The sequence below is a fragment of the Sphingopyxis sp. genome, from assembly GCF_016463645.1.
In the GTDB taxonomy this organism is placed as follows: domain Bacteria; phylum Pseudomonadota; class Alphaproteobacteria; order Sphingomonadales; family Sphingomonadaceae; genus Sphingopyxis.
Window position 1 is genome coordinate 66,969 of record NZ_JAEMQX010000004.1, and the last position, 22,231, is coordinate 89,199.

At 64.9% G+C, this 22,231-nt stretch carries 22 protein-coding genes; 3 read left to right on the plus strand and 19 right to left on the minus strand.

Annotated features, from left to right (window positions below; translation table 11 throughout):
• Positions 1–17: 17 nt before the first annotated feature.
• The 16 genes from JHC57_RS02420 to JHC57_RS02495 form a co-directional block, all read right to left on the minus strand.
• Positions 18–332, minus strand: coding sequence for a hypothetical protein (locus tag JHC57_RS02420; protein WP_294028344.1), 315 nt, complete (start codon positions 330–332; stop codon positions 18–20).
• 133 nt (positions 333–465) lie between these two features.
• Positions 466–681: a DUF2274 domain-containing protein gene (locus tag JHC57_RS02425; RefSeq protein ID WP_294028345.1), complete on the minus strand. Its 216-nt coding sequence runs from the start codon at positions 679–681 to the stop codon at positions 466–468.
• A 2-nt stretch (positions 682–683) separates the two neighbouring features.
• Positions 684–1,832, minus strand: a complete 1,149-nt coding sequence (locus tag JHC57_RS02430) for a TrbI/VirB10 family protein (protein ID WP_294028347.1) — start codon at positions 1,830–1,832, stop codon at positions 684–686.
• Positions 1,829–2,845 (minus strand): P-type conjugative transfer protein TrbG, encoded by a 1,017-nt coding sequence (gene trbG, locus JHC57_RS02435; RefSeq protein WP_294028349.1) that lies wholly within the window; start codon positions 2,843–2,845, stop codon positions 1,829–1,831. The genes JHC57_RS02430 and trbG overlap by 4 nt, the downstream gene beginning before the upstream one ends.
• Entirely contained in the window at positions 2,842–3,531 is a 690-nt protein-coding gene (trbF, locus tag JHC57_RS02440) for a conjugal transfer protein TrbF (protein ID WP_294028351.1), read from the minus strand. The genes trbG and trbF overlap by 4 nt, the downstream gene beginning before the upstream one ends.
• Positions 3,528–4,892: a P-type conjugative transfer protein TrbL gene (gene trbL, locus JHC57_RS02445; RefSeq protein WP_294028353.1), complete on the minus strand. Its 1,365-nt coding sequence runs from the start codon at positions 4,890–4,892 to the stop codon at positions 3,528–3,530. The genes trbF and trbL overlap by 4 nt, the downstream gene beginning before the upstream one ends.
• Positions 4,893–4,895: 3 nt before the next feature.
• Positions 4,896–5,183 (minus strand): putative entry exclusion protein TrbK-alt, encoded by a 288-nt coding sequence (trbK-alt, locus tag JHC57_RS02450; protein ID WP_294028355.1) that lies wholly within the window; start codon positions 5,181–5,183, stop codon positions 4,896–4,898.
• 20 nt (positions 5,184–5,203) lie between these two features.
• On the minus strand, positions 5,204–5,977 hold the full coding sequence (trbJ, locus tag JHC57_RS02455; RefSeq protein ID WP_294028356.1) for a P-type conjugative transfer protein TrbJ: 774 nt from the start codon (positions 5,975–5,977) through the stop codon (positions 5,204–5,206).
• On the minus strand, positions 5,974–8,457 hold the full coding sequence (gene trbE, locus JHC57_RS02460; protein WP_294028358.1) for a conjugal transfer protein TrbE: 2,484 nt from the start codon (positions 8,455–8,457) through the stop codon (positions 5,974–5,976). Before trbE ends, trbJ begins: the two co-directional genes overlap by 4 nt.
• A 10-nt stretch (positions 8,458–8,467) precedes the next feature.
• Complete coding sequence (locus JHC57_RS02465) at positions 8,468–8,749, minus strand: VirB3 family type IV secretion system protein (RefSeq protein WP_294028360.1); 282 nt, start codon at positions 8,747–8,749, stop codon at positions 8,468–8,470.
• Positions 8,749–9,081 carry a TrbC/VirB2 family protein gene (locus JHC57_RS02470; protein ID WP_294028362.1) on the minus strand — a complete coding sequence of 111 codons (333 nt, stop codon included), beginning with the start codon at positions 9,079–9,081 and terminating at the stop codon, positions 8,749–8,751. The genes JHC57_RS02465 and JHC57_RS02470 overlap by 1 nt, the downstream gene beginning before the upstream one ends.
• Complete coding sequence (gene trbB, locus JHC57_RS02475) at positions 9,078–10,058, minus strand: P-type conjugative transfer ATPase TrbB (protein WP_294028363.1); 981 nt, start codon at positions 10,056–10,058, stop codon at positions 9,078–9,080. Before trbB ends, JHC57_RS02470 begins: the two co-directional genes overlap by 4 nt.
• Before the next feature lie 145 nt (positions 10,059–10,203).
• Positions 10,204–10,665 carry a ribbon-helix-helix protein, CopG family gene (locus JHC57_RS02480; protein ID WP_294028365.1) on the minus strand — a complete coding sequence of 154 codons (462 nt, stop codon included), beginning with the start codon at positions 10,663–10,665 and terminating at the stop codon, positions 10,204–10,206.
• Positions 10,666–10,675: 10 nt separating this feature from the next.
• Positions 10,676–12,661 (minus strand): conjugal transfer protein TraG, encoded by a 1,986-nt coding sequence (locus JHC57_RS02485; protein ID WP_294028366.1) that lies wholly within the window; start codon positions 12,659–12,661, stop codon positions 10,676–10,678.
• Positions 12,662–12,841: 180 nt separating this feature from the next.
• Positions 12,842–13,714, minus strand: a complete 873-nt coding sequence (locus JHC57_RS02490) for a LysR family transcriptional regulator (RefSeq protein ID WP_294028367.1) — start codon at positions 13,712–13,714, stop codon at positions 12,842–12,844.
• 86 nt (positions 13,715–13,800) lie between these two features.
• Positions 13,801–15,345 (minus strand): MFS transporter, encoded by a 1,545-nt coding sequence (locus tag JHC57_RS02495; RefSeq protein ID WP_294028369.1) that lies wholly within the window; start codon positions 15,343–15,345, stop codon positions 13,801–13,803.
• Positions 15,346–15,486: 141 nt separating this feature from the next.
• Here JHC57_RS02495 and JHC57_RS02500 point away from each other — a divergent pair, with 141 nt between their 5' ends.
• Complete coding sequence (locus tag JHC57_RS02500; RefSeq protein ID WP_294028371.1) at positions 15,487–16,380, plus strand: LysR family transcriptional regulator; 894 nt, start codon at positions 15,487–15,489, stop codon at positions 16,378–16,380.
• 124 nt (positions 16,381–16,504) lie between these two features.
• On the opposite strand, the gene JHC57_RS02505 is transcribed toward JHC57_RS02500, so the two are convergent.
• Entirely contained in the window at positions 16,505–17,689 is a 1,185-nt protein-coding gene (locus tag JHC57_RS02505) for an MFS transporter (RefSeq protein WP_294028399.1), read from the minus strand.
• A 141-nt stretch (positions 17,690–17,830) separates the two neighbouring features.
• Here JHC57_RS02505 and JHC57_RS02510 point away from each other — a divergent pair, with 141 nt between their 5' ends.
• On the plus strand, positions 17,831–18,718 hold the full coding sequence (locus JHC57_RS02510) for a LysR substrate-binding domain-containing protein (RefSeq protein ID WP_294028373.1): 888 nt from the start codon (positions 17,831–17,833) through the stop codon (positions 18,716–18,718).
• Here JHC57_RS02510 and JHC57_RS02515 read toward each other — a convergent pair.
• The gene (locus JHC57_RS02515; protein WP_294028374.1) at positions 18,709–19,917 is read right to left on the minus strand and encodes a serine hydrolase; all 1,209 of its coding nucleotides are present in this window, start codon (positions 19,915–19,917) and stop codon (positions 18,709–18,711) included. The genes JHC57_RS02510 and JHC57_RS02515 overlap by 10 nt on opposite strands.
• A complete protein-coding gene (locus JHC57_RS02520) occupies positions 19,898–21,160 on the minus strand; it encodes an MFS transporter (protein ID WP_294028376.1) in 1,263 nt (420 codons plus the stop codon). The genes JHC57_RS02515 and JHC57_RS02520 overlap by 20 nt, the downstream gene beginning before the upstream one ends.
• A 170-nt stretch (positions 21,161–21,330) precedes the next feature.
• Between JHC57_RS02520 and JHC57_RS02525 the strand changes: the two genes are divergently transcribed.
• Positions 21,331–22,227: a LysR family transcriptional regulator gene (locus JHC57_RS02525; protein WP_294028378.1), complete on the plus strand. Its 897-nt coding sequence runs from the start codon at positions 21,331–21,333 to the stop codon at positions 22,225–22,227.
• Positions 22,228–22,231 lie beyond the last annotated feature (4 nt).

Below are 22,231 nucleotides of genomic sequence, written 5' to 3' on the forward strand. Positions count from 1 at the left end.
CGTGGCTCGATCATCAGTTATGGCTTTTCATTATCATACAGAGATAACTTTTTCAAGCCTTCTGGCAGATCGACAGAGCCGAACATCTCGTCGAAAACATCGGCGAACCAGCGCTCGAACACCTGAATCTCGGCCTCGGTGATCGGCATCTCATCGGGCCAGTCGTCTATTACGGGCAGCTTCTCCACGTCGAAGACATGAGACGGACTGCCACGCGACGGGCTGATACGCGGCGCGGGATCGTCATCATAGTCGTAGAGGTCGTCGGGGAGCGTTCCGGGGGCCGGCCTTTTTGGGCGGCCTCGTTGGGCGCGGCGGTGCTCTGCGCACATGGTATCCTCCGTGTTTCGCGGGTGGATTCAGAGGCGCTAAAGCCCCGAATTAGGCGAAGCATGGAGGGGGATCGGCGGTGTGTAGCGTGCCGCATTCGCGCCTGTTCGCTCGCGGCACCCCCGTCGTGACGGATCAGGTCGCCTGCCGCCGTGCCTTGGCGAAGCCGCGATCCGTGGCGATGAACCGCTCCAGCATCGGCACGATAAGTCTGGCTGGCTCGATTGGGGCACCGCCATCAGCCAACAGAGCGCCATAGTCAATTAGGTCACGGTGGAGCTGCGCGGGTAGTTCCAGCGTCACCTTCACCGGCTTGTCGTCGGCAAGGGGACCGAGTTTCAGCTTCGCCATAGTCAGTTCCTGTAGGGTTCGAGGACTAAATCCCGCGTCACAATGACCCTGACCGGGAAGCCCGGCCGGATGGTCAGCGTGGGCGCGACCTGCAACTGGCGCTGGACGATCTGCTGCCCGGCCTGATTGATGGTGTCCTGCGCCCCGTCGCGGATGGCGCGGATCAGCCGGTCCTCGTCGTCGGTCGCCAGCTCCGTGCCGATGCCGAGCAGCGTGGACAGGCCGGCTGCCTTCATCAGATCCCACCAGTGATAATCGACGCCATCCTCAAGCCCGGCATAACCACTGGCGTCCGCGCCGGGCTGGCGCTCCAGCACGATGGAGCGGCCGTTGGGCAGGATCAGGCGGTTCCAGACGAGCAGTACGCGGCGCTGACCGAAGGTCACGCCGGCATCATATTGGCCGATGATGCGCGTCCCCTGCGGGATCAGGAGAAGCGCGCCGGTCGGGCTGTCATAGACGTTTTCCGTCACCTGCGCGGTGATCTGGCCGGGAAGGTCCGAACGAATGCCGGTTATCATCGCTGCCGGGATCACGGCCCCGGCCTGAAGGATGTAGGGCGATGCGGGAGCCATGATGCGGTCCAGGGCGACGGTCTGCCGGTCCACCGGACCATTGAGGAAGGCCGTATGCCTGTCCTGTGTGCCGGTCGCGCCGGGCTGGCCGTTGAGGCCAAGGCCGGCGAGGCTCGGGCTTGCGGTTCCCGCTCCCGGTGCAGTCTGGAAAAAGACGCGGCTGACGCGCGCGGCTTCTTCTTCGGCAAGGCGGCGTTCCTCGGCAGGATCGCGAGCGGGCGTCGCCATTGCGGGCGGCGTGATGGGCTGGCCCCGGTTCTGCGCGTCGAGGATTGGGCCGCCGAGATCGCCCGGCAAGGCCGGCCCCAGGACGGGTCCGGTATAGTCGCGCGGCAGGCCGGACAGTCCGTCCGCCGTGGGGCGATTCTCGGTCGAGTAGAGTTCTTCGCCGCTGCCTCTCATGTCACGGGTCTGGAGCGCATAGATCAGCGCACCGCCGATCCCGAACAGCGTGACGGCTCCTACACCTGCAAGCATCTTGCGGGACAGACGGGTGACGCGCGGCGGTTCGGCACGCAGCCGCATAGGTGCGGTGGTGTCGGCTGCGGCTTCTACAGTGGTCGTGTCTTCGGTCATGACGGGGATTCTCCGGTCGCCTTTGCCGGCTGTGCAGCCTGCCGTTGTTCTATGCGGACGATCCTGACCGTCTGCTGCCGATCGCCGCTGCCAAGGCGCAGTTCGGCCGCGCCGAACAGCCGGTCCACGATCAGGATGTTCTGGTGGATGCGGCTGTTGACGATCTGGGTCTCGCCATCGGAGCCGATGACGAAGATCGGCGGCATCTCGCCCTGCACGATGCCACGCGGGAAGACGACATAGACGCGGCGGCCGTCGTCGAAGACGGAGATAGGCTTCCAAGGCGGGCTATCGCCGGTCAGGCCGTAGCGATAGTTGCGCGCCGCCTCGGCCGGGATGATCGGTGCGGCCGGAACGGTCTGGCGCTGACCCGCCGGTTGCGCCGGATAGGCCCAGGCGACGGACGGCATGTAGAGAGCTTCGCGGGCGCGCAGCTCGATCATGTAGGTGCGACGGTCTGTCGTCACGACGAGGTTTGTCGCGATGTCCGGGCGCGTCGGCTTGACGAGAATATGGACCCGGCGCGTCGTGCCTGAACCGCTCTCGGTATCGCCGATGATCCAGCGGGCGGTATCGCCTGCCGCAATCGGTCCCGCGCCGGTCAGGCCCTCGCCCGGCTCCAGCGCAATGGTCGTGATCTGTCCCGGCGCGGCATAGACCTGATACAGCGCGCCTTCCGACCACGGATAAATTTGGATGGCGTTATAATAGCCCTCGCGGCGCGGTTCGACGCGGGCGGCTGCATTGGCGTTCTCGACACGGCCTGCCGGCGTTCCGGCAGCGGTCCCGCCGCGCGCGACCGTCCATGCGGACGGCGTGTGCAACGGCCGGGGCCGGTCGTCGGTGACGGCGGCCTGCACGACCGGGAGCGATGGCACGTCGGCGTCATAGCTGAACTGCGGCGGGCGGTTGGTGGCGCAGCCGGCGAGCATGGTGGCGGACAGCAGCAGAGCCGGAAGGCCGGATTTACGGAAAGCCGGAAACACGGCTTTACGGATCATCGTGCGGGTCATTGGCTCATCTCCCGCGACCATGAGATTGCGTTGACGTAGATGCCGAGCGGATTGGCGCGCAGGCGCTCGGCGTCGCGCGGGGTCTGGATCACGATGGTCAGGATCGCGGTCCAGCGTTCGGTCGTGGAAAGCTGGCCGTTCTCATAGTGCCGTTCGGTCCACGCCACGCGGAAGCTGTCGTTCGATGCGCGGATGACGCTGGACACCTCGACCGCGACCTGTTGCCGCCCGACCTTCGTGAACGGGTCGTTGCTGCGGGCATAGTCATTGAGGGCGGCCGCGCCGCGATCCGTGGTCCACTCATAAGCCCTGAGCCAGTTCTGGCGGACGATGATGGCGTCTGCCGGGATCGCGCGGACCTGTTCGATGAAGCGGCCGAGATGGAACGCAATCTGCGGATCGGTCGGGCGATAGTCGGCAACGGCGGGCGCAACGGTCTGTGCCTGTCCGAGATTATCGACCTGCACCACCCAGGGCACGACGGTCCCGCGCGCCGATTGCCAGACAAGGGCGGCGGCAAAACCGGCCGATAGGATCAGCGAGCCGAAGGCCATATAACGCCAGTTCTTCGCCTGAACGCGGGCCGAGCCGATGCGCTCGTCCCATGCCTGCGCCGCCTTCTGATAGGGCGTCTCGGGTTCGGGGGATTTGCCGTAATGGGTCGATGGTCGTTTGAAGATGCTCATGAGCGGTCACTTTCGGAAAGGTTGACGGAAGAGCCGCCACCGTGGCTGTCGCCGGAGCGCACCGCATGGGCGGCCATGGTGGTGCCGTGGTTCATGGCCTGCGAACGCTGCATCCGCTGCGCCCAGGCCGGGGGACCGGCGGTCGGTGGCGATGGTGCTGCGGCTGCGGGGGCGGCACTGCTGCCTCCGACCGTGCCTGCGGTGGAGGAACCGCCCGTCACGCCAAAACCTGCGCGTGCGCCATCGGAAAAGCTGGATTTGACGCTTTCGGATGCTTTGGAAGCGGCGCGCTTCAGGGGCGATACGGCGGCGGAGCCTGCGGCGCGGGCGACACCGCCGAGGCCGGAGGCGACGCCTGCCGCGCCCGACTGGCCGAGCGATCCCATGCTGTAAGCGGCAGATGCTGCGCCTGCGGCGGTCGCGCCGCCCCGAACGGCGGCGGCTCCACCGGACATGGCGGCAGCGCCTCCCTTGACGGCGAGACCGGCCGCGCCGCCTGCGGCAAGAGCTGCACCGCCCACGGCAAGGCCGGTGCCAACGGCCGCGCCTGCGCCGAGCTGCGGGCCGCCCGAAACGAGACCGGAAGCAATGCCGGGACCGAAGATGCCGAGGCCGAGAAGAGATAGGGCCGCGAGCACGATCGCCATGGCGTCGTCGATCGTCGGCGTCGCGCCGCCGAAGCCTGCCGTGAATTGTGAAAACAGCGTCGAGCCGATGCCGATGATAACCGCGAGGACCAGAACCTTGATGCCGGACGAGACGACATTGCCGAGCACGCGCTCGGCCATGAAGGCGGTCTTGCCGAACAGGCCGAACGGGATCAGGACGAACCCCGCCAAGGTGGTCAACTTGAACTCGATCAGGGTGACGAAAAGCTGGATCGCCAGAATGAAGAAGGCGAGCAGCACCAGCGCCCAGGCGAACATCAGGCAGGCGATCTGGATGAAATTCTCGAAAAACGACCAGTAGCCCATCAGGTCGGAGATGGAGTCGAGCAGCGGGCGGCCGGCGTCGAGGCCGGTCTGCGCGACCTTGCCGGGACGCATCAGGTCGGCGGTGGAAAAGCTGGTGCCGGAGGCTTTCAGGCCGAGGCCGGCGAAGCTCTCGAAGACGATGCGCGCCAGATTGTTCCAGTTGGAGATGATGTAGGCGAACGCGCCGACGAACAGGGTCTTCTTGACCAGCCGGGCGATGATGTCGTCATCCGCGCCCCAGCTCCAGAACAGCGCGGCGAGCGTCACGTCGATGACGATCAGCGTGGTGGCGATAAAGCCCACCTCGCCGCCGAGCAGGCCGAACCCGCTGTCGATGTAGGACGTGAAGACTCCGAGGAAGTTGTCGATGACGCCGGTGCCGCCCATGGTTCACTGTTCCCCGTTCTGATGCGGGGCGGCGGGCGCCGGCGTCCGGCCGAGAAACCGATCGCGGTTCTCGGCCCAGGTGGCGAGGCAGCCGGGATCGCTCGCGGCAGCCTCGCCAAGACGCTGGCATTCGCGCAGGCTCTGGCGCAGCGGATCGGCAGGAGGTTGTAGCTCCGGCGCGGGCCTGCCGCGCGGCGGCTCGTCCTTGCGGGTCATCTCGATCACCGTGGCGGTGATGGCGATGGCGACGAATATGATCGCGCCCAGCCGGGCCGGCATCTTGCCGTCCATGTCGCGCCCCTCCTGTCCGGTCAGTTGTTGCCGTTGCCGAACATCTGCGCGTTGCCGGGCTGGTAGCCCGATCCCGGCGTCAGGAAGCGTTCACGCTGGATGCGTCCCTGTTCGGCGGCGGTGGCGCGTTCGGCCTCGATCAGCGCCTCCGAACGGCCATTGGCCGACATCAGCGCGATCAGGTCGGAAAGCTGCTGCGACTGGAGGGCGAGAAGCTGATTGCCGGCCTGCGTGGCTTGCAGCGCGCCGGTCGCGTTCTGGCTCTGACCGACCAGTTCCGACATCTGCGTGCGGTTGGTGTCGATATTGCCGACGACGCCGGCCTGCACGCGCATGGCGTCCTGCAAGCCGCCGACCGTGTTCTGCCAGCGGGACCGCGCGTCGGCGACAAGCTGGCCGTCGGTCGCGGACAGCGAGACGTTGCCATATTGGGTCTGGAAGATCTGATCGACCTTCTGCACGTCGAACGCGATGTTTTGCGCCTGGCTCAAGAGCTGCTGCGTGCGCTGCACGTTCTGCTGCAACGTCTGGAGCGAGGAAAATGGCAGGCTCGCCAGGTTCTTCGCCTGATTGATGAGCATCTGCGCTTCGTTCTGAAGCGAAGTGATCTGGTTATTGATCTGTTGGAGCGTGCGCGCGGCGGTAAGCAGATTCTGCGCGTAGTTGCTCGGGTCATAGACAATCCACTGCGCGGCAGCGGGCGTGATGAGCACCGGCGAAAGCGCTACGGGCATGGCGAGCGCGAGGGCTAGAGCCGAAGCGCGGGCGATGCGGGGAACGGGAAGACGGATCATGAAAGGGTCTCCTTTGCTTTGGGGCCAATCGGCGCGGCGGTGTCCGGCCGCTCAGTGAGATTGGTGAGGTTGGGGATCAGGTCGGCCGCCCAATCGACGCCGCGCAGGCGCAGCCACTGGCCAAGGAAGCCGTCGCGGCCGTGTTCGGCGACGACGCGCGCGATGGCGGTCTGGTCGGATTTGGACGATGCGGCACAGAGCGCGAGGCCCACTTCGGACAGGCCAAGCTCGAACAGGCGGTTGCCGCGCCGCGACTGGCAGTAGTAATCCCGCTTGGGCGTGGCTCGCGCGAGGATTTCGATCTGGCGGTCGTTCAAGCCGAAGCGGCGATAGATGGCGGTAATCTGCGGTTCTATGGCCCGTTCGTTCGGCAGTAGCAGGCGCGTCGGGCAGCTTTCGATGATGGCGGGCGCGATAGTGCTGCCGTCGATGTCCGACAGGCTTTGCGTGGCGAAGATGACGGAGGCGTTCTTCTTCCTGAGCGTCTTCAGCCATTCGCGGAGCTGGCCTGCGAAGCCTTCGTCGTCCAGCACCAGCCAGCCCTCGTCAATGATGAGCAAAGTCGGGCGGCCGTCGAGCCGGTCGCCGATCCGATGGAACAGATAGGCGAGCACGGCCGGGGCCGCGCCGGTTCCGACAAGGCCCTCGATCTCGAAGGCTTGCACATCGGCCGAGCCGAGATGTTCGACTTCGGCGTCGAGCAGACGGCCATAGGCCCCGCCGATGCAATACGGCCTCAATGCCTGTTTCAGATCGTTGGATTGCAGCAGCACCGTCAGGCCGGTGATGGTGCGTTCTCCGGCCGGCGCGGTGCTAAGCGATGTCAGCGCCGTCCAGATATATTCCTTGGTCTCGGGCGTTACGGGCACGCCCTCGCGGCCAAGGATGGCGGCGATCCAGTCGGCAGCCCAGGCGCGTTCATAGGCATCGTCGATCCGCGCGAGCGGCTGGAGCGAGACGGACGCCTCATCCCCTTCCGTCAGTCCACCGCCAAGATCATGCCAGTCGCCGCCCATCGCGAGCGATGCGGCCCGGATCGAGCCGCCAAAGTCGAACGCAAAGACCTGAGCATCGGCGTAGCGGCGGAACTGCAAGGCCATGAGGGCGAGCAACACGGACTTGCCCGCGCCCGTGGGGCCGACGATAAGGGTGTGGCCCACGTCGCCGACATGAAGGTTAAACCGGAACGGGGTCGAGCCTTCGGTCTTGCCGAAGAACAGCGGGGGCGCGCTGAAATGCTCGTCCCGTTCCGGCCCCGCCCACACGGCCGATAGCGGGATCATGTGGGCAAGGTTGAGCGTCGAGACGGGCGGCTGCCGGACGTTCGCATAGACGTGTCCGGGGATCGAGCCGAGCCAGGCATCGACGGCGTTGACGGTTTCGGGCATCGCGGTGAAGTCGCGGCCCTGAATGATCTTTTCGACCAGCCGCAACTTCTCGTCGGCACGGCGGGGATCGGCATCCCAAACCGTGACGGTCGCCGTGACATAGGCCATGCCCGCCATGTCGGCGCCCAACTCCTGCAAGGCCATATCGGCGTCGAGCGCCTTATTCGCCGCGTCCGTGTCAACGAGCGCGGATTGCTCGTTGGTCATGACTTCCTTGAGGATGGCGGCGATGGACTTGCGCTTGGCGAACCATTGCCGCCTGATCTTCGTCAGCAGCCGGGTGGCATCGGTCTTGTCCATGAGGATGGCGCGCGTGCTCCACCGATAGGGGAACGGCAGCCGGTTCATCTCGTCGAGCAGGCCGGGCGTCGTCGCGGTCGGGAAGCCGATGATGGTAAGGACGCGCAGATGCGCGTTGCCAAGGCGCGGCTCCAGCCCGCCGGTCAAAGGCTGGTCGGCAAGCAGCGCGTCGAGGTGCATCGGCACCTCGGGCACGCGGACGCGATGCCGGTTGGTCGAGATGGTCGAATGCAGATAGGTCAGCGTGCCGGCGTCATCGAGCCAGCGGCATTCCGGCATGAAGCCGTCGAGCAGCGCCAGCACGCGGTCGGTGCGGTCGATGAAGCCACGCAGCAGTTCCCATGGATCGACGCCGGATTGTTCGCGGCCCTCGTAGAGCCATGTTTCGGCGCGGGCGGCGTCCTCGGCGGGCGGCAGCCAGAGGAAGGTCAGGAAGTAACCCGACACGAAATGCGTTCCGGCTTCCTCGAAACCGGCCTTGCGCTCGGCGTCGAGCAGCGCGGATGCGGCTTCGGGAAATTGGCTCGCGGGATAGGTCGCGGCCTCGCTGCGCTGCGCCTCGACGAAGATGCTCCAACCGGAGCCAAGACGACGAACGGCGTTGTTGATGCGGCCGGCGACGGCGACCAGTTCGGCCGCGACGGCGGAATCCAGATCGGGGCCGCGAAACTTCGCCGTCCTCTGGAAACTTCCGTCCTTGTTCAGCACGACGCCGGAGCCGACCAGCGCAGCCCAGGGCAGGAAGTCCGCGAGACGCGCAGCGGTGCGGCGGTATTCGGCAAGGTTCATCATGGTCGCGCCCTCACACCGCTAGAAAAGCCGGGATGCGCAGATGCCTGCGCCCCACCTCGACAAAGAGCGGATCGCGCTTCGCGGCCCAGACGGCGGCGAAGTGGCCGATGGCCCAGATGGCGAGGCCGACAAGCCAGAGGCGCAGGCCGAGGCCGACAGCCCCGGCGAGCGTTCCGTTCATGATGGCGATGGAGCGCGGTGCGCCGCCGAGCAGGATATGCTCGGTCAGCGCCCTATGGACCGGGACTGAAAATCCCGGCACCGCGTCGAGTTGTTCGAGGCCGCCCGCCATCAGACGAGCGCCCCGCCGCCAAAGCTGAAGAAGCTGAGGAAGAAGGAACTGGCCGCGAACGCGATGCTGAGGCCGAAGACGATCTGGATCAGGCGGCGGAAGCCGCCGCTGGTGTCGCCGAACGCGAGCGCGAGGCCGGTGGCGATAATCACGATCACCGCGATGATCTTGGCGACCGGCCCCTCGATCGACTGAAGGATGGATTGCAGGGGCGCTTCCCAGGGCATCGACGAGCCGGATGCGTGTGCGGCCGGGGCGAGGAACAGGCTGACATAGGTGAAGGCGGCGGCCGTTGCGATGTGACGGCGCAGGCGCAGGGCATGACGGATCATTCTGAATTTCCTTTCGGGCTGGTTGCGGGGGTGATGCGGTAGTCGCCGTCCGGTCCCAGCCCCTCAACGCGGGCGAGTTCGGCCAGCCGGCGCGCGGAACCGCGCCCGGCGAGGACGGCAACGAGGTCGATGGTCTCGGCGATCAGCGCGCGCGGGACGGTGATGACGGCTTCCTGAATGAGCTGTTCGAGACGGCGCAGCGCGCCGATGCCGGAACCGGCATGGATGGTGCCGATGCCGCCGGGATGTCCCGTTCCCCACGCTTTCAGAAGGTCGAGGGCTTCGGACCCGCGCACCTCGCCGATGGGAATGCGGTCGGGGCGCAGGCGAAGGCTGGAGCGCACCAGATCGGAAAGCGTAGCGACGCCATCCTTGGTCCGCATGGTGACAAGGTTGGGCGCGGCGCATTGCAGCTCGCGCGTGTCTTCGATGATGACGACGCGATCCTGCGTCTTCGCCACCTCTGCCAAAAGCGCATTGGTGAGCGTCGTTTTGCCGGTGGACGTGCCGCCCGCGACAAGGATGTTGGCGCGCGCCGCAATGGCTTCACGCAGCGTCACGGCCTGATCGGCGGACATGATGCCGGCCGCCACATAGTCGTCGAGCGTGAACACCGCGACCGCGGGCTTGCGGATGGCGAAGGCGGGCGCGGCGACGACGGGCGGTAAAAGCCCCTCGAACCGTTCGCCGGTTTCGGGAAGCTCTGCCGAGACGCGGGGTGCGCGGGCGTGGACTTCCGCGCCGACATGATGCGCGACCAGCCGCACGATGCGCTCGCCATCGGCGGCGGACAGTGTTTCGCCCGTATCGGCCAGCCCTTCGGACAGCCGGTCGATCCAGATGCGACCGTCCGGGTTCAGCATCACCTCAATGACGGCCGGGTCTTCCAGAAACCGGGCGATGGATGCGCCGAGCGCCGTGCGCAGCATGCGCGCGCCGCGTGCAATCGCCTCCGGTTTCTGGTGATGTGTCGTCATGTCGGCCCCGATTTCTCGCGGGGCGCAACAGACGGACCCCGCAACGGGGTCGATTAAAAGAGCCTGAAATCAGGCCGATTCAACAAGTATCTAAGAGGATGCGGTGATCGGCGGCTATCGGCGGCAAATAGGATGGGTTGAAAATCTAAACAGCGTCGCCATCGGTCTCGGTCTGATCTTGCGGCGGACTGTCGTGCAGCGAATCCATGTCGCGTGACAACTCTTTCAGGAACCTGTCTCCGGTCGCCAGCCTGCGACCGAGATTCTGCATGAAACCCTCGAACCGTTCGTTGCCCTTGATCCGCGCGGACTGCTTGGCGCTGTCCGGCAACGGCGGGGTCATCGTCAACCAGAAATGGACGAACAACGAAAGGGTCTCGCCGAGGACGGCGAGATCTTCGTCTAGCGTGCCGATCTGTCGGCCGATCTTGTCGAGACGGCGCGACATGGCCGCTTCCAGCCGATCCGACGTGTCGCCCGACAGGAAGGATGCGACCGCCGCCTCGATGATGGCGGACTTCGAGACCTGTCGGCGCAGCGACAGCGCCTCGACCTGTTTGAGCAGTTCGGGATCGAAATAGACGTTCATGCGGGTGCGGGTCGTCATTGGCTTCCCCTCAAAGCTCGATGCCGTCATCGGGGTTCATGGACGCCTGCCGGGCGATCATCCGCATCCGCGAACGCAGCGCGCGGGCCTTGGCGGCATCCACGTCCGGCTCGTCGTCCAGAATGTCGAACTCCTGGGCCGGCGTTGTCGGCGGCGGGACGATTTCCTCATGCTCGGGTAATTCCGGCTCGCGGCGGATGCCGGCATTGTGGGGATCGCCCTCCGCGCCACGGGCAGCGGTCGTCGCTGGCCTGTCCGCCCCTACGATGACGCGGCTCGTCCAGTCGTCGGTTGCCGGGTTCGTTGCTGGAACGGAAGGCAATTCGGGCGGTGGCAGAATGCGTTCCTGCAACCGCGCGTCCTCGAAGTAGCGGGCCTTCTTCGCCCGGATCGGCGGCGTGCCGGCGACCATGACGATTTCGTCGGCGGGCGGAAGCTGCATGATCTCGCCGGGGGTCAGCAGCGGCCGCGCTGTTTCCTGCCGCGATACCATCAGATGCCCGAGCCAGGGCGCGAGCCGATGGCCGGCATAGTTGGTGGAATCGCGCATCTCCGTCGCGGTGCCGAGCGAGTCCGACACGCGCTTGGCCGTGCGCTCGTCGTTTGTGGCGAAGGCGACGCGCACATGGCAGTTGTCGAGAATGCTGTTGTTCGGCCCATAGGCGCGCTCGATCTGGTTGAGCGATTGGGCAATGAGGAAGGATTTGAGGCCGTAGCCCGCCATGAAGGCGAGCGCCGATTCAAAGAAATCGAGCCTGCCCAATGCCGGAAATTCATCCAGCATCATCAGCAGGCGATGCCGCTTGCCGGAGGTGCTCAATTCCTCGGTCAGCCTGCGGCCGATCTGGTTGAGGATGAGCCGGATCAGCGGCTTGGTCCGGTTGATGTCGGACGGAGGGACGACGAGGTAGAGCGTCACCGGCTTCTTGCTTCCGACCAGATCGGCAATGCGCCAGTCGCAGCGGTCTGTGACGCGCGCCACGACCGGATCGCGATAGAGGCCGAGAAACGACATGGCCGTGGACAGCACGCCCGAACGCTCGTTCTCGCTCTTGTTCAGCAGCTCGCGCGCCGACGACGCGATGACGGGATGAACGCCGGCTTCGCCCAGATGCGGCGTGTCCATCATGGCGCGCAAGGTGGCCTCGACCGGGCGGCGCGGATCGGACAGAAAATTGGCGACGCCGGATAGGGTTTTGTCCTTCTCGGCATAGAGGACGTGGAGGATAGCGCCGACCAGCAGGCTGTGGCTGGTCTTTTCCCAATGATTCCGCTTGTCGAGGCTGCCTTCGGGATCGACCAATATGTCCGCGATGTTCTGCACGTCGCGGACTTCCCATTCGCCCTGCCGCACCTCCAGCAACGGGTTGTAGGCGGAGGACTTGGCGTTGGTCGGATCGAACAGCAGGACGCGGCCGTGCTTGCTACGAAAGCCCGCTGTCAGCGTCCAGTTCTCCCCCTTGATGTCGTGGACGATGCAGCTTCCCGGCCAGGTCAGCAGCGTCGGCACCACAAGGCCAACGCCCTTGCCGCTGCGGGTCGGGGCAAAGCAAAGCACATGCTCCGGCCCGTCATGGCGCAGATAGTCGCGATCGTATCGGCCGAGCAGGACGCCATCGGGGCCGAGCAACCCGGCGCTGCGGATTTCCTTGTCCTCGGCCCATCGCGCCGACCCATAGGTGGCGACGTTGCGGGCCTCGCGTGCCCGGATGATCGACATGAGGATGGCGGCGGCAATGGCGAGGATACCGCCCGACGTGGCGATGGCCGCCCCCTCCATGAAAATCGCGGGCGCATAGGCGTCGAAGGAAAACCACCACCAGAAGAAGGCGGGTGGATGGTAGAATGGCCAACCGGCCAGATCGAACCACGGGCTTCCGAGTTGGGGCTGAAAGCCGAGCCGGAACGCCACCCATTGCGTCGCGGCCCATGTCATCACCAGAACAATGATGAAGACGACTGTGATCTGACCCCAAAGTATTCGGCCTCCACGCATACAGGCTCCAATCGGCAAGAGAGACGGAGCCGATCAGAGAATAGGCAATCATCGGGTCTGCAACTGCAAAGGCATTGTCGGAGGGCTATAGGATACTATCGGCGGCAAATAGGACGGGTTGGCGCGGCACTCTTCCGGCACTGTGCTGGTGGATTGGTTGCGATTCGGTCAGCGGAAAGATCAGCGCATGTTCGTCGCGAGCGCGAGCAACTTGAGAAGCGCGGGCGCGCGATTGGACGGCGACCAGACAGCCGAAAATGGGATGGTTTCAGGCTCGTCCCGGATCGGCCGGAAAGCGACATTCGCCGTGCTGTCCGCTGCGCCTTCCTCGACGAAAAGCGAGATTCCGTGTCCGATGGCTACCATGGACAGCAGGGTGCTGCGTTCAACATCGAAACGCAGGATTGTTGGCGTTAGCCATTTGCCGGCCGCCCGCGCCACGATCAGATCGTGAACCTGCGGGCCAGTGCCGCTATGGCGGACGAGGAAAGTTTCGTCCGCAAGGTGACGCCATTCCACATCCGATTGTGCCGCCAGAGGATGCTTGACCGGCAGCGCAACCATAAGGCGGTCGCGCCAGATCACGCGGGAATTAAGGTCGGGAGTCTGATGGGTGCAGGCCATGAAGGCGACATCGAGCCTGCCTTCGCGGATCATGAATTGGGCGTCTCTCGCCGTTCCCTCGGCAACTTGCAGCCGGATACCGGGATGGTCGGTGTGGAACTGCTCCAATAGCCGGTCGAGAAAGCAGCCAGGGGTGAGCGCATGCACGCCGATGCGAAGTTCTCCGGCCTCGCCGCGCGCTTGCATCCCGGCGATCTTGATGGCGCGGTCGAGGATACCCATCGCCTCACCGACCTGATCGACGAAGCGGCGTCCGGCTTCAGTCAGGCGGACGCCGCGCGTGTTGCGGTCGAAGAGAATGATGCCAAGGTCCTCCTCCAGCGCCTTTATCCGAGCGCTGACGCTGGACTGGCTGACGCCGAGCGCCAGGGCGGCGCGATGAAAGCTTAGATATTCAGCGACAGCGAGCGTCTGAACGAGGACGGCCATAGGGAAACGACCACCCCGCAAAGCAGACAAGGTGATCGCCTCACCGACATATTCACTCCGCTTTCGCCGCCGCATACAAGCGCCACCTACACATCGGTCGCCGGCACGTCCGTCGGCTTGTCGCGAAGGGTGAGCAGGCAGATGAGAGCCGTCAGGATGGCGAGCATGGCGAGCACGAAAAGGATCGAGCGAAACGCATCCGTGTAGGCGACATTCGCCAGCGCCGTGATCGTCCCGTCCAGTGCCGGGCCTCCGTTTGTCGTGGCACCATGCGCGCCGCTGCTGATTGTCGATGCGATTGTGGAGGTGCTCGCCGGGAGCGATATGGCGCTATCGGCTGCGGCGACGGTCAGTCCATGCGCTGTAAGTCCGACCAGCCCAGCGCCGATTGCCGCTATGGCGATGGCTTCGCCCGCGACACGCATGGTGGTGAAGATGCCGGCCGCCATGCCAGCGCGCTCCTTCGGCACGACGCTGACGGAGAGCGCGTCCATCAATCCCCATGGCAGGCCGTTGCCAATGCCGATCAGCAGCATCGGCAGTATCATCGGGCCAAGCCCGGCTGCCGGCGAAAGCCGCATGAGCAGCAGCGCACCGGCACCGGCAATCAGGAAGCCGATGCCGGACAGAACGCCGGGCGAGACGAACTTTGCCAACCGGCCGGCGATCAACGGCACCACGAGCATCGGCGCGGTGAGCGGCAAGATAGCGAGGCCGGCAGCGAAGGCGTCCCGGCCCTGAATGGCCATGAACCAGATCGGCAGATAGACGATCAGGGCGACGAAGCTGAACCCGGTTGCGACCGGCAGGAGCTGGACGCCGATGAAGCGCGGATAGCGAAAGAGCGACAGGTCTAGCATCGGATGCGCGCGCTTCAACTCGACGGCAACGAAGGCCGCCAGCAGCACGATTGCGCCGCCGAGCAGGCCGAGAACCGTGGCGCTCGCCCATCCCTGCTGCGGGCCGAGCACGATGGCGAAGGTCAGGCCGACCAGAGCGGCCGTGAACAGGATCGTTCCCGGCCAGTCGATCCCTTGCGCATCCGGGTCGCGTGATTCCCTGATCCGGGGTGTCCCAAGCACGAGGATCAGGATCGAGATGACGGCGATGGCGAAATAGAGGGCGCGCCAGCCCCAATGCTCGATGACGAAGCCGGAGGCCATAGGGCCGAAGGCAAGGCCCACGCCGAAAGCCGTGCCGAGGAACGAGAAGGCGCGTGTCCGCTCCGCGCCCTCGAACTCCTGCGCCAGCAGCGACGTGGCGGATGTCAGCACCAGCGCGCCGCCGATGCCTTCGAGCGCTCGCAGGAGATTGAGCACCAACAGGCTCGGTGTGAGACCGATCAAGACAGAGGTGACGGCGAAGATTACGAGGCCGGTCACGAAGCAACGCTTGCGGCCGACCTGATCGCCGAGCGCGCCCGCCGCCATGACGCAGCCGCCGAAGGCGATGGCGTAGGCGTTCACGATCCATCCGAGGCTCGCCTGATCGCCGCCAAGATCACGCGCGACCGAGGGGATGGAAATGGCCGGGCCGGTGAAGACCAAGGGGATGATGACAGCCGAGATGCAGATCGCAACGAGAACCTTGTAGCGGTGATCGGCGGCGGTCGGGATTGATGCTGCGTTCATGTTGAACTCCGTTTCGCCGCGCCGGAGCGCCCGGCTGAACGGAGGGAGCGGAAGCACGGACAGTTTTCCGTGATGGTAATTTGCCGAGAATAAGACGATAATGGTAAGAATAGTCAGATTACCTCTGCACTGGATGCAGCAATGGACGGAACGGATTTCGACCAGATCGCGGCCTTTCTCGCCACGGTGGAGAACGCTGGGTTCACCGCCGCCGGGACCGCATTGAACCGGGACGGCTCGCTCGTCTCGCGGCGGGTGACGGCGCTGGAGAAGCGACTTGGCGTGCGACTTCTGGAGCGGACGACACGCAGGGTCGCTCTGACCGAAGCCGGCGAAGCCTATTACCAGCGGATGCGGAAAGCCGTTCAGGCGATGGGCGAGATCGACACAGAAGCCGTTGACGCGGCTGGCTCGGTGCGGGGAACGCTGCGTCTGTCTCTTCCGGCGACCTTCGGGCGGATGTGGATCGCGCCGATCCTGCCAGCATTTCTGCGGCAGCATCCCGGCCTTGCCGTCGAGGCGCGCTACGAGGATCGCTATGTCGATCTCGTTGCGGAGAGCTTCGACGTTGCAGTGCGGATCGGCGAACTCGCCGATAGCCGCCTGATCGCCCGTAAACTTGCCCCTGCCAGTCGCCTGTTGTGCGCTTCGCCAGATTATCTGGCCGAGCGCGGCATGCCTGCGCATCCTTCCGACCTTGCCAACCACGACTGCATCGGGTTTTCGCGGCTCGCGTCGCATCCGATCTGGCATCTCGGTGATGATGGCAAGACGATCGCGATCCGCATCTCCGGACCGCTTGTCACCGACGATGCAACCAGCTTGCTCCAGGCTGCCGTAGCCGGTGTAGGTATCGCGATGGTATCCGACTGGCTCGCGGGACCGGAACTCAAGAGCGGTCGGCTGGTGCCGGTGCTTCCCGGCCATCCGGTCGCCACGCCTGAAGGCATCTACATCGTCCACCCATCTGCAAAGCTCATTCCGGCGAAGACGCGCGTTTTCATAGACTGGCTGGCTAACACCATCATGCCATGAACCTGAAAGGTCCGCTGGTTCGCGAAAGAGCGCAGTTGCGATGTCTAGCCGCACTGAACGGTAAGTTATGTCGTGCTGAGGTTGTCCCTCGCAAATTTGAGCAAGAGCCTGACGGCGCATCGTTTCACACCTCTCTCGCCACTGGTCTGGCTTCGCCCGCGTTCTCGCGCGCTTCGCGCCTGTCGAGCCAGCCGCTCCATAAGGTCAGCAGCAGGCCGCCGCCGACCATGATCGCTCCGACCCACGGCGTCGCGCCTAGCCCCAGCCGGGATTCCGCCACCAGCCCGCCGATGATCGCTCCGAGCGCAATGCCGGCGTTCGCGGCCGACACGTTGATGGTCGAGGCAATGTCCACGTTTCCGGGCCGATAGCGCATGGCGAGCTGCACGACATAGAGCGCCAGACCCGGCACATTGCAGAACATGAGCGCTCCAAGAACGCCGAGCGTCAGGATAGAGCCGATCATGGACGGAGCCGTGAAGGTGAAGATCAGCAGCACCGCCGCCTGCGCGCCGAGCATCAACGCCAGCGCCGGCACCACCTGTCTGTCGGAGACGCGCCCGCCGAGGAAGTTGCCGACGATCACCGATACCCCGTAGAGCGCCAGCATCCATGCGACGCCATTGGGGCCGAAGCCTGTAATTTCCGCGAGAATGCTGGGGAGATAGGCGAAGGCGACGAAGGTGCCACCCCAGGCGCAGAAGTTCATGCCGAACGCGATCAGCAGGCGTCCGCTGCCGAGCACCTTGACCTGTTCGATGAGGCTCCCGGCTGGTGCGATGTCAATCTTGCGGGGCAAGGTCACGGCCATGGCGACCAGCGACACGAGGCCGATGGCCGCGACGAACCAGTAGGACATGGGCCAGCCGAGCCTTTGGCCGATGACGGTTGCAATCGGCACGCCGGCCGCCACCGCGATTGTCAGGCCGCCGAACACGATTGCCACGGCCGACGCCCTGCGATCCTCTGACACGAAGCTTGCGGCGATGGCTGCCCCCACGCCGAAGAAGATGCCATGCGGCAGGGCCGAGAGGACACGCGCGACGATGAGCAGTTCATAGCTTGTGCTTAGGGCCGCTGCCGCATTGGCGACGACGAACAGCGCCATCACCGCCAGCATGAGTGTCTTTCGTGACAGGCTTCCGGTCAGCGCCGCGAGGATCGGCGAACCGAAGCTGACCCCGAGCGCATAGCCGCTGACGACCAGCCCGGCCCGCGCGAGATTGATCCCGAAGTCATCGGCGATCTGCGGCAGGACGCCGACGCTCGCATATTCGGTGGTGCCGATGGCGAATCCGCCGGCCATCATGGACAACAGAGCGGGTAGTCGATTTGGGCTTGAACGCAACATTGAACCTCTCGGGAAAACTTCGCTATCAGTTTCCCGAGGGTATTCTTGCGGGAGATATGATGGTAGAATCATATCTCTGAAATCAGACATCAGATTAAAATGATATCCGACGCTCTTACTCCTGATCTGTTGCGCGCCTATGTGTCGGTCTGCCGGCTGGGAAGCCTCAGCCGTGCCGCCGAACAGGCGGGTCGCGCGCAATCTGCGCTCAGCATGCAGATGCGTCGCCTGGAAGACCTGCTGGGAAAACGGCTGTTGCGCCGCACTGGTCGCGGCGTCGTTCCGACGGTCGAGGGCGAAGTCTTTCTCAGCTATGCCACGCGCATGCTGCATCTTGGTGAAGAAGCCGTGGCGCGCCTTGGCGAGTGCCGCGCTGGCGATCCCGTCCGCATCGGTCTTGCCGAAGAGATCGCCATCGGTACGCTCCCCGAGGCGCTGGGCCGCCTGCGCCGCGCTCACCCGGAACTGCCACTCGATGTTGTTGTAGACCACAGCATCGCGATCGCTGATCGCTGGCGCGACGGCGATCTTGATCTCGCCATCGCCACCTGCTCTTCCTTCGCAGGCGATGCCGCCGAGACATGGGATGTCGAACTTCTTTGGGTTGGTGCGATTGACAGCGACCCTGACAGCACGCGGCCGCTTGAGATCATCGCCTATGCCGAGCCGTGCTTCTGGCGACGACGTATGGTGGAAGCGCTCGCGGAATGCCAACGCGATTACCGGGTGACGTTGACGAGCCAGAGCATCGCGGCGATCCGCTCTGGCGTAGAAAATGGCCTTGGAATCGCTTTGATGATGGACGAGTGCTTCCGCTCCGAGACGATGCGGGTGCTGCCGGTCTCGGCGGGGCTTCCGGCACCGCTTGTCGTCCAGTATGGCCTTTACGTGCGAGATCGCACCCATGCCGCCACGGCCGCGGCGATGGACCATTTCCTTGCTAGTCTGCGCGGGTCGAATTTCACGGCCCGGCGCGCTCATGCATAGATCGCCTGCGCCAGCTCGTCAGGGAACCGCCCACCGGGCGATTGTCCTTCGAGACCGGCATTAGTGAAGGCGACCACAGATAGCCCCTTTTCCCGATCCACGGACCACGAATGTCCATAGGCCCCGCCCATGCGCCATGTGCCCGGTGTCTCCGCGAACCCCGCCGCGAAGGGGTCACGCAGAATGGTGAAACCAAGACCAAAGCCGCGCCCCGGCCATGGCGCAAGGTCCATGCCGGCCGCGTGATCGGTAGCCATTTCGCCGACCAGTTCAGTAGGCAGGAGTGGTGCGCCACCCCGCCGCAATATTTCAAGGATGCGCAGCGTATCGCCCGCCGTGCCGATCATGCCTGCGCCACCGGAGGGAAAGGCGCTCGCATCAAGGGCGCGCGCTGGCGACAGGCGCAGTCCCTCGACCTCTTCCCAAAGGGGCACGATTTCGGAATCCGCCATCCGGCGCGGGCCGGACGCTTCGTTGACGTAAGGAACGGCCAGACGAGCGGGATCGACGACCTCGAATCCGGTGTCATTGATGCCGAGCGGCGTCGCCACCAGCTCGCGCACCGCCTCGGGGAGCGGAACGCCCGTCACTCGTGCGATCAGCCCACCCACGACATCCGTTGCGAGCGAGTAGGTCCATGCCGTTCCCGGTTGAAAAAGAAGCGGCACCGAAGCGATGCGGCGGATGTTTTCCTCAAGCGAGATGTCCGACAGGTCCATGCCATCGGACACGCCGGCACGGTGATAGGGTCCATCCGCCGGTTCGAGGAAGCCGTAACCGAGACCGGACGTGTGGCTTAGCAGATGGCGCAGGGTGATCCGGGCAGACGAGCCGTCCGCGAGCTTCGGCCGGAAATCCGCAAGCCATGTATCGACGGGTTCATCGAGCGCCAGTCGCCCTTGCGCGACCAGCACCATCGCGGCGGTGGACACGTAGAGCTTGGAGACGGACGCCAGCCGGAACAGCGTGTCCTCGCGCATCTCCCGGTTCGCTTCGCGGTCGGCAAGGCCGGCGGCGCGGCGATAGACAAGTTTCCCATCCAGGGAGAGAAGGACAACGGCCCCGACAAGGCGTTGCTCGGCAATTGCCATGTCGATGACGGCGTCGATGCGATCCGGCAGGCCGTCAATGGTGATCGCCGTCGAGGACTCTTCTGTGGCTATGGATGTGTTCATGGTCTCACCTGTTTTGCGGATCATTGGCCCGGCTGGTGGCCGATCCGGTTTTCGATGACGGGAACCCGTGCGAGCGGGCGGCCCAGGCGACGGCGAACGTCGCGACGAGCAGCGCCAGCACGCTCCACGGAAAGGCGGACACGCCGAGGGTTTCGAGCAGGATGCCGCCGACGATCCCGCCTCCGGCAATCGCCATGTTCCAGGCCGTGACGATCATGGATTGCGCCACATCGGCAGCTTCCCCTGCCGTTTTTGCCGAAGCAGTCTGGAAGAGCGTCGCCGCACCACCGAAGGCCAGCCCCCAAACGGCGACCGCGACGTAGATCACTGCCGGCACCTGTCCCCAAATCCCGAGAAGCAGCGCGGACAGGCCGAACAGCACGGAGCTGACAAGGACCAATTCGCGTAGCCAGCGGTCGATCAGCACGCCGACGATCCAGATGCCGAGAAGCGCCGTTACGCCGAAGACGAGCAGCACCACGTCGATACGCTCCGCGATACCGGCCGGCACGAGGAACGGCGCGATGTAGGTGTAGAGGATGTTGTGGGCGAGAACGAAGGCCAGCGTGACGAACAGCACCGGCCGGATGCCCGGCAGGGTGAAGACAGCCCGAAGCGCAAAACCCTTTCCGCGCGCCTGACCGGGGAAGTCGGGCACCTTGGCGAGCACCCAAAAGATAAGCAGCACCGTCAGCACGCTCATGAGCCCGAAGGTCACACGCCAGCCGAGCGCCGCGCCGAGGAACGTGCCCGCCGGAATGCCGAGCGAAAGGGCGAGCGGCGTTCCGACCATGGCGACGGCGATGGCGCGGCCTTTCAGATGCTCGGGCACCATGCGCGCGGCGTAGCCGGCGACCAGCGCCCAAAGTAGCCCGGCAAACACCCCGGCGAAGAAGCGGGCGACCAGCGTGATCGCGTAGTTATCGGAAATCGCCGTCACCGTGTTGACGATGGCGAAGCCGCCGATGGCGATCAGCAGCAGCGGCCGACGCCGCCACCCTTGCGTGGCGGTGGTCAGCGGGATGGCCGCGATGAGCGAGCCGACCGCGTAGATGGTGACGAGCTGGCCGACCAGCGCCTCGGAGACCGAAAGGCTTTCGGCCATCTGCGGCAGCAGGCCCGCCGGCAGGGCTTCGGTCAGGATCGTGATGAACGCCGCCATGGCGAGCGCCAGCAGCGCGGCCCAAGGCAGCCGGTCGCTTAGGGCCGAATGTTCATCGGCTAGATTTTCGGGGGAGATTTCTTCGCTGGTCGTGGTCGAGTTCATAAGTCTGCCTGCATCGTTACTGGTGAGCGGCAGGCGGAAACTGGCGAATGCTTCGACGTGACCCTTATCCGGCTGCTCTGTTGCACCGAATAATAGGCAGATGCCATCTCAAGAAAATAAGGCTATAGTTCCGTTCTTAACGGACGTCTGCGTCCGCAATGGAGCTTGGCATGATGGATCACATGGCCGGTCTCGGCGCGTTCATTCAGGCCGCCGAAACGCGCAGCTTCGTTGCGGCGGGCCGCCAACTCGGCGTGTCGGCCTCGGCCGTGGGTAAGGCAATCGCCCGTCTCGAACAGCGCCTCGGTGTCCGGCTTTTCCATCGCTCAACACGCAGCATCACTCTGACCCCGGAAGGCGTGATGTTCTTGGAGCGCTGCCGGCGCATCGTCTGCGAGATCGAGGCCGCCGAACTGGAGCTGTCGCAGCGGCAGGAAGCACCGCGCGGCAAGCTGCGAGTCAGCCTTCCGCTGGTCGGTATGCTACTGATGCCAGCAATCGGAGCCTTTGTCCGCACCTACCCGGAGATTGAGCTGGACCTTGATTTCACGGATCGGCTTGTGGATGTCATTGACGAAGGGTTCGACGCGGTGATCCGCACGGGCGAGATCAGCGATTCCCGCCTGATGACCCGCGTTATCGGCACTTTCCGACAACATCTCGTGGCCTCGCCCCGCTACTTGAAAGAACGCGGCACTCCACAGACGCCCGCCGATCTTCTCACCCATGCCTGCCTGCACCACAAGTTTCCGAGCAGCGGCAAGCTCGAACGCTGGCCGCTGCACGCCGATGGAAATCCTCTCGACATTGAGCTTCCGACGACCGTGGTGGCGAGCACGATCGAACCGCTTCTATCTCTGGCCGACCAAGGCATCGGCATCGCCTGCCTGCCTGATTTCGCGGTAGCGCGGCAGATCGAGAGCGGGACGCTGGTTCCGATACTTGAAGATCACACCGCGAATGCGGGGACGTTCCGATTGCTCTGGCCCTCGACTCGGCATGCCTCTCCCAAGCTGACTGCGTTCATTGAGTTCATGGCGAAGCATCTCTTTGGTGTTGCGGTTTGACCGA